The following is a 13,960-nucleotide window of genomic DNA, read 5'->3' as shown; positions in this document are numbered from 1 at the left end:
ACTGCGCCGCATCGCCACTCGTCCAGGAGACCCAGCATGCAACGCATCGAGCACATCTACATCGACGGCCAGTTCGTCGCGCCGCACGGCGAGGAGTGGTTCGACCTGCACGATCCGAGCACCGAGCGAGTCATCGGCCAAGTGCGGCTCGGCGACGCCCACGACGCGCAGCGCGCGATCGCCGCAGCGAAGGCGGCGTTCCCGGCCTGGTCGCGCAGCAGCCGCGAGGAACGCGTGGACGCGCTGCAACGCATGCACCGCGCCGTCGCCGCGCGCGAAGACGAGCTGATGGAAGCGGTGATCCTCGAATACGGCGCGCCCACCCAGCGCAGCCGCTGGATGGCCACCTACCCGGCCGACGTCATCGCCCAGGCCATCGAGGCCTTGCAGGCCTTCGAATTCGAAGAACAGGCCGGCAGCGCGCGCGTGGCGATGACGCCGGTCGGCGTGGCCGGGCTGATCACGCCGTGGAACAGCAACGCCGGCTTCATCTGCAACAAGCTCGCGACCGCGCTCGCCGCCGGCTGCACGGCGGTGATCAAGCCCAGCGAGATGAGCGCGCTGCAAACCCGGGTGGTGGCCGAAGCGCTGCACGAGGCCGGCTTGCCCAAGGGCGTGTTCAACATCGTCAACGGCCGCGGCGATATCGTCGGCGAACAGATCGCGCGCCATCCGGACGTGGCCAAGATTTCCTTCACCGGCTCGTCCGCGGTCGGCCAGCATCTGGTCGCCGCCGGCGCCGCGAGCATGAAGCGGGTAACCCTGGAACTGGGCGGCAAGTCGCCGACGCTGGTGCTCGACGACGCCGACTTCGCCGCGATCATGCCGCTGGTGTTGATGGCCGGTTTCGCCAACAGCGGCCAGGCCTGCATCGCCGGCACCCGCATCCTGGTGCCGCGCCACCGGCTCGCCGAGTTCGAAGCCGTCGCCCGCCATGCGGTCGCGCAGATCAAATCCGGCGACCCGCGCCAAGCCGACACCGACATCGGCCCGATGGTCAGCGCGCGCCAATGGCAGCGCGTGCAGGGCTACATCCGCCTCGGCATCGAAGAAGGCGCGACCCTGCTCGCCGGCGGCGAAGGCCGGCCCGACGGGCTCGACGCGGGCTGGTTCGTCAAGCCGACGATCTTCACCGGCGCGCACAACGCGATGCGCATCGCGCGCGAGGAAATCTTCGGGCCGGTGCTGACCATCATCGCCTACGCCGACGAGGCCGAGGCGATCGCCATCGCCAACGACACCGACTACGGGCTCAGCGCGCTGGTGCTCGGCAGCGACGTCGACCGCTGCGAACGCGTCGCGCGGCAGATCGACGCCGGCCGCGTGCTGGTCAACACCCTCGCCCACGAACCGCGCGCGCCGTTCGGCGGTTTCAAGCATTCGGGGTTGGGACGCGAGATGGGGCGGTGGGGGATCGGCGCGTATCTGGAGCCGAAGACCTTGCTGATCACGCGTTGAGCCGGCAACGCAATCGCAGACGCCGAACGCGACCTGTGTAACCGTCCGATCAACAATCGTTACTGAGGCGCGCAACCGTCGGGTGTACGCTGCCGGCTCAACGTCCATCGCGCTGCGGTCCGCGCACGCTAGTGCATCGCCGTACGTGCGGCGACGCACGGCACGCGGACGCAGCCGCAGGAGCCGATCGCATGAACCGCCTCGCATTGAAACTCGCACTGAAACTCGCGCTACTGGCGTTGTTCGCCGTGCTCGCCTTCGCCGCCCACGCCGGCGCCCGCAGCGACACCGTGCGCGTCGCCGTCTACCGCGGCCCGGCCTCGTGCGAGAACTGTTCGGAAACGCTGCAGCGCGCGATCCAGGCGCTGGGTCCGCAGTACCGCGTCGACTTCGTCGGCGCGGACGAACCCATCGACATCACCCCCGAGAACCTCGCGCGCTACGACGTCTATGCGCAGCCCGGCGGCGGCCAGGACATTCCGGCGGCGTTCGCGAGCCTCGGCGACGGGCGGGTCGATGCGATCCACGACTATGTCGCCGGCGGCGGCCGCTACCTCGGCATCTGCATGGGCGCCTATCTCGCCAGCGGTTCCGGGCTCGGTCTGGTGCCGCACGAACTGCAGTCGGAAGTCGGGCGCCCGGGTTTCGAAGTCGACGGCAGCGAGGACGCGGTCGTCGCCGTGCGCTGGCAGGGCCGCGCGCAGACGGTGTTCTATCAGGACGGGCCGTACCTGCGGCGCGCGCCCAAGGACCCGGGCTTCCGCACGATCGCCACCTACGCCAACGACGACATCGCCGCGGCGCGCTATACGCTCGGCCGCGGCGTGGTGGTGCTGAGCGGCCCGCATCCGGAAGCCGACGAGAGCTGGTTCGAAGAGGCCGGCCTGCCGCTGGAAGACAGGCCCGACGGCCGGCTGCTGCGTTCCTTGCTGGCCGCCCTGGGCCGCTGACCGCGCGCGCCGGACGCTGGGCGCTGCCATCCCGCCTGCGTCGCTGCGCGCGGCGGCTCGACGATTCGTCGCCGCCCCCACGGGCGCCCGTCGCCGCGCGCAACCACGCCTCGATACTCTTTCCGGGTCCCTTGTCGATTCCGGCACCGGCCGTTCGTCTCTATCAGACAGGCGGCCCGTCGGCCCGTCCGCACCGCCCCACCGCGCTAGTCTTCGGCGGCGGGCGCGCAACGCGAAGGCCGACCGCCGCTTTCCGCCATCCGCGCCGCGCGCGGCCACGACGCTGAACCGACCGGAGCCCGAACCATGACACCGACCATTACCGCTTTCGAATCCTCGCCCGACCGCGGCCGCGGGCTGGCGCGCGACATGCGCGTGCGCTGGGCGCTCGAGGAGGTCGGCCTGGATTACCAGGTCCGCCCGCTCTCGTTCGCGCAGATGAAGCAGCCCGAACACCTGGCGCTGCATCCGTTCGGACAGATCCCGACCTACGAGGACGGCGAACTGGCCCTGTTCGAGTCCGGCGCGATCGTGCTGCATCTCGCCGAACGCCATCCCGGTTTGCTGCCTGACGATCCGAACGCGCGCCTGCGCGCGATCGCCTGGATGTTCGCCGCGCTCAACACCGTCGAGCCGCCGGTGTTCGAGCGCGCGCTGACCGAAGTGCTCGAACGCAACGAGAGCTGGTATGCCGCGCGCGCCGCGCTGCTCGACGAACGCGTACGCCGGCGGCTCGGCGAGCTGTCGCGCCGCCTCGGCGACGCGGACTGGCTGGACGGCGAATTCAGCGCAGGCGATCTGTTGATGGTGACCGTGCTGTTGCGGCTGGAACGCTTCGGCGCCGTGAACGAGTTTCCGAACCTCGCCGCCTACGTCGCCCGCGCCGTCGCCCGGCCCGCGTACCGGCGCGCGTTCGATGCGCAGTTGGCGGCGTTCCTTGAGGCGCAAGCGGCGGGTGCAGCGCCGTAGCCTCGCCGAGACCGCCGTCGGCCCGCTTCAGTACGCCAGGTCGAGCTTCAGCCACGCCGAGCGTCCCGGTTCGTTGATCCGGACCGGATCGGCCGGATAGCCGAAATCGGCGCTGCCGGCCAGATTGAGGTGCTCGCTGTAGTTGCGGTCGAACAGATTGTCGATGCCGGCGCTGACCCGCAGCCTGTCGTTGAAGCGATAGCCGCCGTTGAACGAAAACACCGCGAAGCCGGGGTTGCGGCCGATGTCCTGGCCGACCACATTGCCCTGGCCGACGGCGACCCGGTCCTGCCTCGCCGCAGCCCGCAGCAAGGCCCCGAAGCTCCAACGCCGGTCGTCGTAGCTCAACGACAGCTTGGTTTCCAGCGGCGGCATCTGCGGCAACGGCCGGCCGTCGCTGCGGTTCTCGCCCCTGGCATAGGCCAGCGTCGCGCCGAGCTTCCAATGCTCGACGGGCCGCCAATCCGCGCCGATCTCGGCGCCGCGGATGTTCGCATCGATGTTTCGCGCCCGGCTCGTCGGGCCCATCATCCCGCCGGGCGCGTAATCGAACAGGATGTAGTCGCCGATGCGCCCGGTATAGGCCGAGGCCCAGGCGTCCACGCGCTCGCTCTTGTACTGGAAACCCAGGTCGAGCTGCGTCGTCTTCTCCGGCGCGATGCCGGCGAACGCGTTGGACGCGCCGGCCGGCCCCAGGTTCGGCGAGAACAGTTCCCAGTAATCGGGCATGCGTTCGACGTGGCCGAGGCCCGCGTACCAGCCGCTGCGGCCGCCAGCGGACTCGCGCTCGTAGCGGACGAATCCGCTCGGCAAGGTTTCGCGGCGGGTCTGGCCGAACGTAGGATTCGGCATGGCCATCATGCCGGTCGCGGCGCGCTCGTCGCGGGCCCGCGCGCGATCCACGCGCGCGCCGTAGACCACGCGGTTTTCGGCGTTCGCGCGCCAGCTCGCCTCGGCGAACAGGCCGGCGTTGGAGAAACGCGCATCGCCGCTCCACGGCTGGGCGCGGTAGGTCTCGCGCCCCATGCCGCTGCGCTCGCGATGACGGCTCTCGTAGCCGTCGACGCCGGCGGTCAGTTCGAACGCGGTCCAGCGCCAGGTCGCGGCGGCGCGGCCGCCGACGGTGAGCCGGTCGACGTTGGCGGCCATCGGCATCGGCATGGCGCTCATCGGATTGGGATCGCGCAGGCTGTAGTTGTCCATCACATGGTCGGCGTAGTTGTAGTACGCGTTGGCTTCGACCGCATCGAGCGCGCCGCCGAGCCGTTTCTTCTCGAAACGCGCGCTGTAGCTTTCGCGCTTGAACTGCGAACCGTCCATGCCGCGGCCGGCATAGCGCGCTTCGCCGTCGCCCGCGCCGGCCGCCAGTTCCAGCAAGGTGTCGGCATCGGGCGTCCAACCGAAGGCCGCATCGGCGTTCCATTTGCGCCACGAAGAAGGAACGCGGTGGCCGTCGCCGTCGTCGTAGTCGTCCGCCTCGGAGCGGTTGGCCGACAGGCGACCGTACATGGACGCATCGCCGGCGCTGACGTCGAGCCGCTGGTCGTTGCGGCCGTACGCGCCGGCCAGCAGGCTGCCGCCGATGCGCAGGCCCGGGCGCTCGAACGGTTCGGTACGGCGCACGAAGCGCACCGTGCCGGCCGAAGCGCCCGGCCCCCACAACACGGTCTGCGGCCCCTTGACCACGATCACGCGGTCGTAGGTTTCCGGCGAGACGTAGGACAGCGGATTGTCCATGCGCGCCGGGCAAGCGCCCGGCATGCTGCCGTCGTTGGTCAGCAGGTTCAGGCGCGAACCGAACATGCCGCGCAACACCGGATCGCCGTTGGTGCCGCCGTTGCGGATCGCGGCGAAGCCCGGCACGGTCTTGAGGTAGTCCGCTCCGTCGCTCGCCGGCACCGGCTGGCGCGGCAACTTGGGATCGAGTTCGAACGTCAGCGGCGACACCGGCGCGGCGGTCACCACTACGGCGTCCAGGGTCGGCGCGGATTCGTCCTTCGCCGCGGTCTCGGCGGCAAAAGCCGCGGTGCCGATCAGGGCCTGGGCCACGCAGCAACTCAACGCCAGGATTCGTGGGGTCATAAGGTTCTTCGCAAGCGCACGCGACCCGCGGCGGCGCCGCGCGGTGCCGGAGTTTCAGGGGCGCCGCAGCGTCTGCGGCTCTCGGATGCCGGCGCTGCCGCCGGCGAGCGCATAGAGTAGAGGCGCTCCAGCGCGCGGCGCGGGAACGCGGGCGCGGCAGAACGCCGCACCCGCTGCGTTGCCGCCGCTGACCGGCATCGTCGCCGAGGCGAAAGACCGGGCCGGGTTCGCAACGTAGAGGACACGAACCTCGCCGCTTCGCTGCAAGAACATGAAACCCGGAACGCGGCCGGCGCCGAGCGATGCGGATTAAGGCTCCGGCCGCAGCGAACGGTCGCCGAAATGCGCACGCGGCGCCCAAACAACGGCCCGATAGTGGGATCGGCGTTCGCTCCAGCCCGCGCGCATTGGTGCTAGAACGGCGATGGCGATCGGCGTCGGCTACGTCCGCGCAATCGCAGCGTATCGGCGGGCGTCGACGACTCCCGACAACCGTAGCGTTTCCATCGGCTGTCGCCGTTCGCCCCGCTCTGCGCCGTCGCCTCGAACGTGCGTGTGAACGCGCACGAGCGCGCAAACCCAATGCGCATCCCCCTAGCGTGCAGAAGGATCCGCCGCCATGCCGCAATCGTCCGTCCCCGGCCGTTTCGCCGCCGCCCTGCTCGCGCTGTCCGCCGCACCGGCTTACAGCGCGCAGCCCGCTGCCACGAACACCGACGTCCCGTCCGCCCGCGCAACGCCGCAATCGCCGTTGAGCGCGGTCGAGTACGAGCAGCGCAAGAACCGCATCGTGCAATTCTTCGAGCAGCAACGTTCGGCCTATCGCGCCGTCGCGACCACGCGCACGAAATCCGGCCAGATCATCGACTGGATCCTGCCGCAATCGCAGGTCGCCGACGGCGTCATCGCCGCGCCGCCCGACGACGGCGACGGCCTGCCGCCGAAGGGGCAGGCGTATCAGGCTTCCTCGCTGGCGGCCAAGGCACCGGGCGCGCCGAACCGTACGGCGCAGACCGAAGTGCAGCTCGACGCGGGGATGCGCGGGCCGAAGGGCACCGTGCCGGTGGTGCGTTTCGATGTCGATGCCTATCTGCGCCAGGTCAAGAACCTGCCGCTGGATCCGCGCCAGATCGTCAGCAAGGCGCCGCCGGCGCCCAGCCCCGCGTCGAACAATCGCTATTACGTGGTCTGGCACCGCTTCGCCGATGTCTACGGCACCTCGGGCTACATCAACATCTGGGACACGGCGGGGCCGGTGTACGGCGAAACCTCCATCGCCCAGACCGCGGTGATCCGCGGCGCGCCGATGCAGGCGATCGAGGCCGGCAAGATCGAGCACGTCGCGTTCGCGCCGGCTTCGCAACCGGTGTTCTTCACCTACTTCCGCACCAACGACGACGCCTCGGGCGATTGGGTCGGCGGCTACAACGCGCTGGTGCGCGGCTGGGTACAGGTGTCGCCGACGGTCGCGCCGGGCATGTCGCTGGTCGGCTGGTCCAGCGTCGCCGGCGGCCCGCAATACGACCTCGATCTGGAAGTGCGCTTGTTCAACGGCAACTGGTGGGTCAAGGCGGCGGGCCAGTGGGCGGGCTACTACCCGTATTGCATCGGCGGCGGCGGCGCGCCGCCGTGCCCCGGCGGCACCTTGTTCTCGGCCGCCGGCATCCGCGACAAGGCCGACCGCCTGGATTGGTACGGCGAGATCTACGACAGCACCGCGCCGGCATCGACCTCGACCGACATGGGCAGCGGCGCCTACGCCAACGCCCAGTTCGGCCACGCCGCGTACTTCCGCAACCTGACGTATTTCTGGTCGGCGGACAACTACTGGTGGTGGGACAGCGGCTCGCTGTCGGTCACCGATGCCGCGTGCTACAGCGGCCTGGGCCCGTATTTCCATACCGACCCGATCTGGCGCAACTGGTTCTACTACGGCGGCCCGGGACGCGAAGGTGCCGGCTGTCTCTAAGGCGCTGCTGCTGTCGATCGCGCTGATCTGCGCCGCCTGCGGCCGCGAAAGTCCGCAGGCGGCGCACGACGCGTCGCGCCGCCTCGGCGCGGCGTGTTCGGCGGATGCGCAATGCGGTTCGGGTTTCTGCGACCAACGGACGTGCGTCGCGCCCAACGATCTATACGGCCGCCGCTGCCGGCCCGCGCCGCACGCAGCGGGCGCGTTGCGCGACGGGAAATTGAACGCGTGCGGCGCCTACGTTTGCGAAGGCGAACGCTGTCGCTCGTGTTCCTCGGCGCGCCAGTGCCGGGACGAGTACGGCGCGCCGGCGTGCAAAGCGGTGAAAGGCGAGCCGGGGCTGCGCTGCGGACGATGAACGCAGGCCGGGCCCCGGAATGATCCGGGGCCCGGCGCTGGGAGGCATCGCCGCGAATCCGCAAGCGGCTGCGCGGCGTCATGCATCGCGATGCGGACGGTTTACGGGCAGATCGGGTTGCACTGCTCCACTTCCGCGTAATAGTTCTCCGAGCGCGGGGTGAAGGTGACCGGATAGTTCGGCGCGGACGCGTCGTAGTTGCTGACGCCGTACCAGATCTTGCGCTGGTTGTTCGGGTTGGTCATGCGCACGCTGTTGACCGAGGCCGAGGCCAGCAGCGCGCCGGTCGCCGCGTCCTTGAGCGTGGCCGAGACCGAGCAATACGGCTTCAGGCCCGGGCCGCAGCTGGTGGTCACCGAGATGCGCACGGTGCCGGTGATCTGCGTCTTGGCGACGTTCTTGCACGCCACCATGCCCGCGGTCGGGCCGTAGGGGTCGCCCCAGCTGTACGCGAAGATGCCGAACTGGCGGTTGTCGGCGGTCGCGCCGACGCAGGTCGGGTGGTACGGCGGGCGCGCCGAACCCAGCACGATGCCGATGCCGCCGCCGGTCGCGTTGGGAGTGAACTGGCCCGAGGAGGTGAAGGCCTGATCGCCGGACATGGTGCTGACGAAGACGTTTTCGATGCCGGCCTGGAGCAGGTCGGACGCGGCGACGTCGACTTCGACGGTCTGGTCTTCGTACGTCGCCCGCGCCGGCTTGATCCACCCCCGGCTGGCCAGCTGCGAGGCGCCGCAGACCGGCGTGCAGAACGCCGGATTCAGAGTGAAGGCGGGCGTCGCGGCCGCCGCGGTGGAACCGGTCAACTGGACCAGGCCGAGCGCGGCGAGCAGAACCGCGCTGGTTGCCGAAAACCATTTCATGATGTCGCTCCTGTCAGGGGTATAGGCGAGAGACGGGGCGGGGCCTGGACGATGCGCGAGCGCATCGCGGGCGTCGCGCCGGCGGCCCGGCTGCGATGCAGCGGGCGTTCGGGTACTCGCAAAAGCCGCGCGGTTCGGCTCATCGGTTTGCCGGGGCGCGATCGGCGGCGCAGGCGCGGCCGCTGCGGTCTTTCGTCCGGCCGGATCGAATCGCGGCGGTCGTGAGGGCGCTCGCACAAATGCGGACCGACCCGGCTCGGCGTCGGCGGACCCGATGGACAGGCCGCGCGCAGTCGACCAAGCTCGATGCGCCGCCGGCCGCCGGCCGCGGCTTCGACACGCCCGGTCCTGGGCCTCTAAGGAGAGAGAAATGACGCGTACCAGCAAGCTGGCAGTGTGTGCTTTCGTGTTCGGCCTGAGTTTCGCCACCGCGGCGTTGGCCAGGGATTGCGTAGTCGAATGCAAGCGCGCCGCCATCGCGCAGTGCCTGCTGACGGCCCCCGAGGGCGGCGAAGCCGCCTGCTATGCGGCGGACTACAGCTACTGCCGCGAGCTTTGCGGCGTGAATCCGCCGGAGCACTGAGCCTGTCCGGCGCCTCATCCTCGCGGATGGGGCGCCTTGCGCGCTCCGCGCGCTCCGCTGGTCGCCTCGCGCGCCGGCCGCCGAAGCATTTGTGACCCTTATCACTGACGACCGTCCTCGCCGCCCCGAGCCTGCAAGCGCAGCCGCGGGCTGCGGCACAAGGACGAACCGCAACCACGGCCCGAACCGGCCCGGCGGCGCGACCTTGAGTCTTCTGCGACCAAGGGAGTCGAATCATGGGTAACGAGCGTCCCGCAGTGATCAAGACCGTGCTCCAGAAGGGATCGGCCATTCCGGCCAGCGACGCCTTGCGCGCCAACAGCGCGTCGGCCGCCGAGTTCAAGGCGACGATGGTCGAGCTCAACGCGCCGACCGCACAGGAACAGGCGTTCCTCGACGAGTTCGCCAAGTAAGCGGCTTGCGCCGCCGGCGCGCGGCGCGGGTTGCCGCGCCGCGCGTCGTTCGCCAACGAACCGGAGCGCGGGCATGATTCCGTACGAACGCGAGCGCAGTCTCGACGAGGCCGACCGCATCATCCGCGCCTGCATCGCGCGGCGCGGCTGGAGCATCGATACCGACCGATTGGGCGAGGGCCTGGTCGCGGCCAAATGCTTCCTGCTCGACGCCGGCGGCGAAACGCTGGCCTTCGGCGGCGGCAAGGGCGCGCCGGACGCGGCCTACACCGGCGCGGTGTACGAAGCGGTCGAACACTACTACTGCAAAGCCTCGGTGCTGCCGCAACAGTGGGACTACCCGAGCGCGCGCGCGATCGCCGACGACCCGCGCTACGCAGCGCTGCCGTTTCTGTCCGAGTTCGAACGACAACCGCAGCGGCGCCTGGCCTGCCGCGACTACGCCGCGTACTCGGGCGAGGACGCGCTGCCCGTGCCGTTGTTCCTGAGTTTCCCCGACTATCCCGGCGGCGTCCGCGCGGCCGATCCGCGCGACGATTTCGACTACACGCGCGCCTTGCGCTTCGGCAGCAACAGCGGCACCGCGATCGGCGGCAGCTTCGCGGAAGCGGCGCTGCACGGCATCGGCGAGATCGTCGAGCGCGACGCCTGGTCGTTGTTCCTGATGGCGCACTACCTCGGCGGCGACGGCGTTTACGGGCGCTGGATCGACCCGGCGTCGCTGCCGGACGAACTGGCGCGCACGCACCGCACCGCCGAGCGACGCGTCGGCTGCCGGGTGCGCCTGATCGACATCACCAGCGACCTGGCCTATCCGGCCTTCATCGCCGTGCCCGAACGGCGGCTCGAGGACGAAGTCGTGTTCTCGCACGGCTGCGGCGCTTCGCCGTATCCGCAACACGCGGCGCTGCGCGCGCTGAGCGAGCTGGTGCAGTGCGTCGACATCAAGCGCGACACCGAGCATCTGGCCGGGCTCGACCGGCTCGCGCTGGAGCTGCTGGCCGCGTACCCGCGCCTGCGCGACTGCGCGATGGGCGGCATCGATCCGCGCCGGCTGCATCGCGCGCACTGGGATTTCGCCGAGCCCGCGCGCAAGACGCCGCGGCAGCTGCTCGCGGAGGTCGTCGCCGATCTGCGTGCGCGCGGTCTGATCCTGTACCACGCGGTCAATCACCGCGAGGCCGACGATTTCTGGGTGGTCAGCAGCCTGTCGCCGGAACTGGAACGTTTCTTTCTGGTCAGCACCGGCGTGGTGATGGCGCCGGGACGGCGCGGGCGCGAATTCCTCGAACGGCTCCGTCGCGCCGCCGCGGCTTAGGCGCGCAACGAACCGGTTAGCCGCAGGCCGCGGGCGGGTAGCGATCGTCCGCGTCGCCGTTGCGCGTAGACAGGATGGGCGCATCGGCGGCGGTCTTCCAATCGGTGCGCGGCCACCAGCGCTCGCCGGCGCCCGCCACCGCCGCGGGCTCGGTCGGCTGCCCCGGCCGCAACACCAGCACCTCGGCGTTCTGGCAAGCGGCCGCGCGCAGGGTGCGCTCGACCGGTTCGGTCCAGGCATGCGGCGCCAGACTCATGAGCGCCCAGTGCACCGGAATCAGGCGCCTGGCGCGCACGAGCTGGTGCGCTCGCACCGCCAGCTCCGGGCCGAAGTGCGCGTCGGTCCAGTGCTCGTTGTATTGGCCGCTGTCCATCAGCGAAACATCGAACGGCCCCAGGCGCTCGCCGATGGCTTTCAAGCCTTCGTGGAAGCTGCTGTCGCCCGAGTACCAGACGCGGTGCGCCTTGCCGATCAGCGCATAGCCGGACCACAAGGTCAGATTGCTGTTGCTCGAGCGCCGTCCGCTGGCGTGGCGCGCCGGCGTGGCGACGATGTCGAGGCCGCCGATGTCGGCCGATTGCCACCAGTCGAGCTCGCGGATGCGCTCGGCGGCGATGCCCCAATGCTGCAGATGCGCGCCGACGCCGAGCGGCACCAAGAAACGCGTCGGCCACGCGCGCATGGCCTGGACGGTCGCGCGGTCCAGATGATCGAAATGGTCGTGCGAGATCACCACCGCATCGATCGCCGGCAACTCGTCCAGCGCGATCGGCGGGGCGAACCACGGTTTCGGGCCGAGGAAGCCGAGCGGCGAGGCGCGCTCGCCCCAGAACGGATCGACCAGCACGCGCACGCCGTCGATCTCGACCAGGGTCGAGGAATGCCCGAACCAGGTGATGCGCAGTCCGGACGCGGGCGGCTCGGCCAACGCGGCCGGGTCGGTCTTGACCGCAGCGACGGGCTGGAGCGGAACCGCTTCGGCGCTGCCGTCCGCGAATACCGCGTCTTCGAGCGCGGAACGCAGGTCCAGCCATTGCGGCTGCGGATTGCGCAAACGCCCGTCGCGCCATTGCGGCGAGGCTTCGATCCGCGCTTGCCGTTCGCCGGTCGGAACCGCGCCGAAGCCCGGCGTCCTCGAGATGCCGAAGCCGGCCAGCGCGAGCAGCGCCGCAGCGCCCGCCAACCCGACCAGAAGACGTGCCAGACGCTTACGCATCGATGCCGTCCCCGCGCCAATGCTTGATCCGGCGATTGTCGAAGACGCGCTGCGCAGCGCCGTGCCTGGCGACATCGAGCATGCACCGCGCCAGCTGCAGGCATTCGACGCTGACCTGTTCGCTGAAGCGGTCCAGCACCCGCGCCAGCGGCACCAGCGCGCGCGCCAGCCGCGGCGGGCGCACCGAACCGCCCGGCTCGCGGATCATCGCCGGGCGGAAGTGGAACGCGTTCGGGGTCAGCTCGGACAGCAGCCGTTCGGTGCGTCCCTTGATCCGTCCGTAGTAGACCTTGCTGCGCTCCTGCTGATCCGCGCGCGAACCGCTGAGAAAGCAGAAACGCAGCTGCGGATTGCGCGCCAGCAAAGCCTTCGCGGCCGCCAGCGCATAGTCCACGGTGATGCGCACGTACTCGTCCTTGCCGACCGCGGTCTGCGAAACGCCCAGGCACCAGATGCAGGCGTCGACGATCAGGTCCTGCTCGGGAATACGCGAGTAGTCGGTGAAATCGGCGATGCGGATCTGCTTCAGCTTGGGATGCGAGAGCGTCAGCGGACGCCGCGTCAGCACGGTGACCTGGGCGACGCCGTCATCCTGCAGCGCCTGCTCCAGCACCGCGTTGCCGGCGAAGCCGGTCGCGCCGGCGAGAATCAGGCGGATCGGCGCGGCGCTCATGCCGCCTTCCCGTCCTGGCCGACCAGACCGAAGCGGATCAGGCTTTCGGCGGTCGCCACGATCGCTTCTTCGCGCGGGCGCGGCACCCAGCCGAGCAGGCGCATGGCTTTTTCGCCGCTGGCGTTCATGTTGCGCCCCAGCAGGCTGACCGAGCCGCGCATCGCCGGATCGGTCAGCGCGCCGAGCCGCACCAGCCAGTTCGGCAGCACCCGCGTCGGCACCTTGCGCGCGGCCGCGCCCATGCGCGCGCGCAGCACCGCCGCGACTTCGCCGAGCCACATGCTGTCGCCGGCGATGGCGATGAAGCGTTCGCCGTTCGCGGCCGGGTCGATCATCGCGCGCACGTGCAGGTCGGCGACGTCGCGCACGTCGACGAAGCCGCAATTGATCTTGGGGCTGCCGGGCTGGCCGTCCATCAGGTTCTTGATCAGCCGGATCGAGTGCGAATAGTCCGCGCCCAGCACCGGGCCCAGCACCGCGGTCGGATTGACCGCGGACAGTTCCAGGCCGTGGCCTTCGCGGGCGATGAAGTCCCACGCCGCGCGCTCGGACAAGGTCTTGGATTTCTGATACAGCCACACGCCGGGCGCGCTGAGGTCGCTCCAGTCGGTTTCGACGAACGGGCGGTCCAGTTGCTTGTGCCCGGCGCAGATCGCGCCGAACGCCGAGGTCAGCACCACGCGCTTGACGCCGGCGTCGCGCGCGGCGCGCAGCACCCGCAGATTGCCGTCGACCGCCGGCCGCACCCAATCGTCCTCGTTGGCCTGCTCGCCGGTCGGCGTGGGCGACGCGCCGTGCAGTACGTAAGCGCAGCCGGCAGCGGCTTCGGCCCAGCCCGCATCATTGCCGAGATCGGCGACAACGAAGCTCAACCGCTCGCCCGCCTCGACCCCGCCCGCGCGCAGGTGCTGGCGCACCTCGTCTTCGCGCGCCAGCGAGCGCAGCGTGGTGCGCACCCGATAGCCGTGGCCCAGCAGGGCCAGGATGCAGTGCTGGGCGATGAAGCCGGTGCCGCCGGTCACCAGCACGGTCAGATCTGCGTTCGACGTGTTCATGCGAGCTCCCTCGCCCTGCCGGGCCGGAACGGTCCGGGCGCCTGGGCGGGCAA

General features: G+C 70.3%; 12 protein-coding genes. 7 read left to right on the top strand and 5 right to left on the bottom strand.

Annotated features, from left to right (window positions below; all coding sequences use genetic code 11):
* The first annotated feature begins 36 nt into the window (after positions 1 to 36).
* The 3 genes from JHW38_RS19170 (at position 37) to JHW38_RS19160 (ending at position 3,377) form a co-directional block, all read left to right on the top strand.
* Entirely contained in the window at positions 37 to 1,458 is a 1,422-nt protein-coding gene (locus JHW38_RS19170) for an aldehyde dehydrogenase family protein (RefSeq protein WP_207522912.1), read from the top strand.
* Between the two features lie 191 nt (positions 1,459 to 1,649).
* A complete protein-coding gene (locus JHW38_RS19165; RefSeq protein ID WP_207522911.1) occupies positions 1,650 to 2,408 on the top strand; it encodes a BPL-N domain-containing protein in 759 nt (252 codons plus the stop codon).
* Positions 2,409 to 2,714: 306 nt separating this feature from the next.
* Positions 2,715 to 3,377, top strand: a complete 663-nt coding sequence (locus tag JHW38_RS19160) for a glutathione S-transferase family protein (protein ID WP_207522910.1) — start codon at positions 2,715 to 2,717, stop codon at positions 3,375 to 3,377.
* A gap of 27 nt (positions 3,378 to 3,404) precedes the next feature.
* On the opposite strand, the gene JHW38_RS19155 is transcribed toward JHW38_RS19160, so the two are convergent.
* Positions 3,405 to 5,459, bottom strand: coding sequence for a TonB-dependent copper receptor (locus JHW38_RS19155; protein ID WP_207522909.1), 2,055 nt, complete (start codon positions 5,457 to 5,459; stop codon positions 3,405 to 3,407).
* Positions 5,460 to 6,078: 619 nt separating this feature from the next.
* Here JHW38_RS19155 and JHW38_RS19150 point away from each other — a divergent pair.
* The gene (locus tag JHW38_RS19150) at positions 6,079 to 7,428 is read left to right on the top strand and encodes a neprosin family prolyl endopeptidase (protein ID WP_207522908.1); all 1,350 of its coding nucleotides are present in this window, start codon (positions 6,079 to 6,081) and stop codon (positions 7,426 to 7,428) included.
* A 459-nt stretch (positions 7,429 to 7,887) separates the two neighbouring features.
* On the opposite strand, the gene JHW38_RS19145 is transcribed toward JHW38_RS19150, so the two are convergent.
* Positions 7,888 to 8,649 (bottom strand): hypothetical protein, encoded by a 762-nt coding sequence (locus JHW38_RS19145; RefSeq protein ID WP_207522907.1) that lies wholly within the window; start codon positions 8,647 to 8,649, stop codon positions 7,888 to 7,890.
* A 370-nt stretch (positions 8,650 to 9,019) separates the two neighbouring features.
* Here JHW38_RS19145 and JHW38_RS19140 point away from each other — a divergent pair, with 370 nt between their 5' ends.
* The 3 genes from JHW38_RS19140 to JHW38_RS19130 all read left to right on the top strand — a co-directional run bounded on the left by JHW38_RS19140 (position 9,020) and on the right by JHW38_RS19130 (position 10,963).
* The gene (locus JHW38_RS19140) at positions 9,020 to 9,232 is read left to right on the top strand and encodes a hypothetical protein (protein WP_207522906.1); all 213 of its coding nucleotides are present in this window, start codon (positions 9,020 to 9,022) and stop codon (positions 9,230 to 9,232) included.
* Positions 9,233 to 9,468: 236 nt separating this feature from the next.
* Positions 9,469 to 9,645, top strand: a complete 177-nt coding sequence (locus JHW38_RS19135; protein WP_207522905.1) for a hypothetical protein — start codon at positions 9,469 to 9,471, stop codon at positions 9,643 to 9,645.
* Positions 9,646 to 9,718: 73 nt separating this feature from the next.
* Positions 9,719 to 10,963: a YcaO-like family protein gene (locus JHW38_RS19130; RefSeq protein WP_207522904.1), complete on the top strand. Its 1,245-nt coding sequence runs from the start codon at positions 9,719 to 9,721 to the stop codon at positions 10,961 to 10,963.
* 16 nt (positions 10,964 to 10,979) lie between these two features.
* Here JHW38_RS19130 and JHW38_RS19125 read toward each other — a convergent pair whose 3' ends face one another.
* The 3 genes from JHW38_RS19125 to JHW38_RS19115 are packed head-to-tail and all read right to left on the bottom strand — an operon-like array spanning position 10,980 to position 13,907.
* The gene (locus tag JHW38_RS19125) at positions 10,980 to 12,179 is read right to left on the bottom strand and encodes an MBL fold metallo-hydrolase (protein WP_207522903.1); all 1,200 of its coding nucleotides are present in this window, start codon (positions 12,177 to 12,179) and stop codon (positions 10,980 to 10,982) included.
* Positions 12,172 to 12,852 carry an NAD-dependent epimerase/dehydratase family protein gene (locus JHW38_RS19120; RefSeq protein WP_207522902.1) on the bottom strand — a complete coding sequence of 227 codons (681 nt, stop codon included), beginning with the start codon at positions 12,850 to 12,852 and terminating at the stop codon, positions 12,172 to 12,174. The genes JHW38_RS19125 and JHW38_RS19120 overlap by 8 nt, the downstream gene beginning before the upstream one ends.
* Positions 12,849 to 13,907: an SDR family oxidoreductase gene (locus JHW38_RS19115; RefSeq protein WP_207522901.1), complete on the bottom strand. Its 1,059-nt coding sequence runs from the start codon at positions 13,905 to 13,907 to the stop codon at positions 12,849 to 12,851. The genes JHW38_RS19120 and JHW38_RS19115 overlap by 4 nt, the downstream gene beginning before the upstream one ends.
* Positions 13,908 to 13,960: the final 53 nt, after the last annotated feature.

It is taken from the genome of Lysobacter enzymogenes (assembly GCF_017355525.1).
Lineage (GTDB): Bacteria > Pseudomonadota > Gammaproteobacteria > Xanthomonadales > Xanthomonadaceae > Lysobacter > Lysobacter enzymogenes_C.
This window is presented reverse-complemented; position numbering and strand designations above follow the sequence as displayed.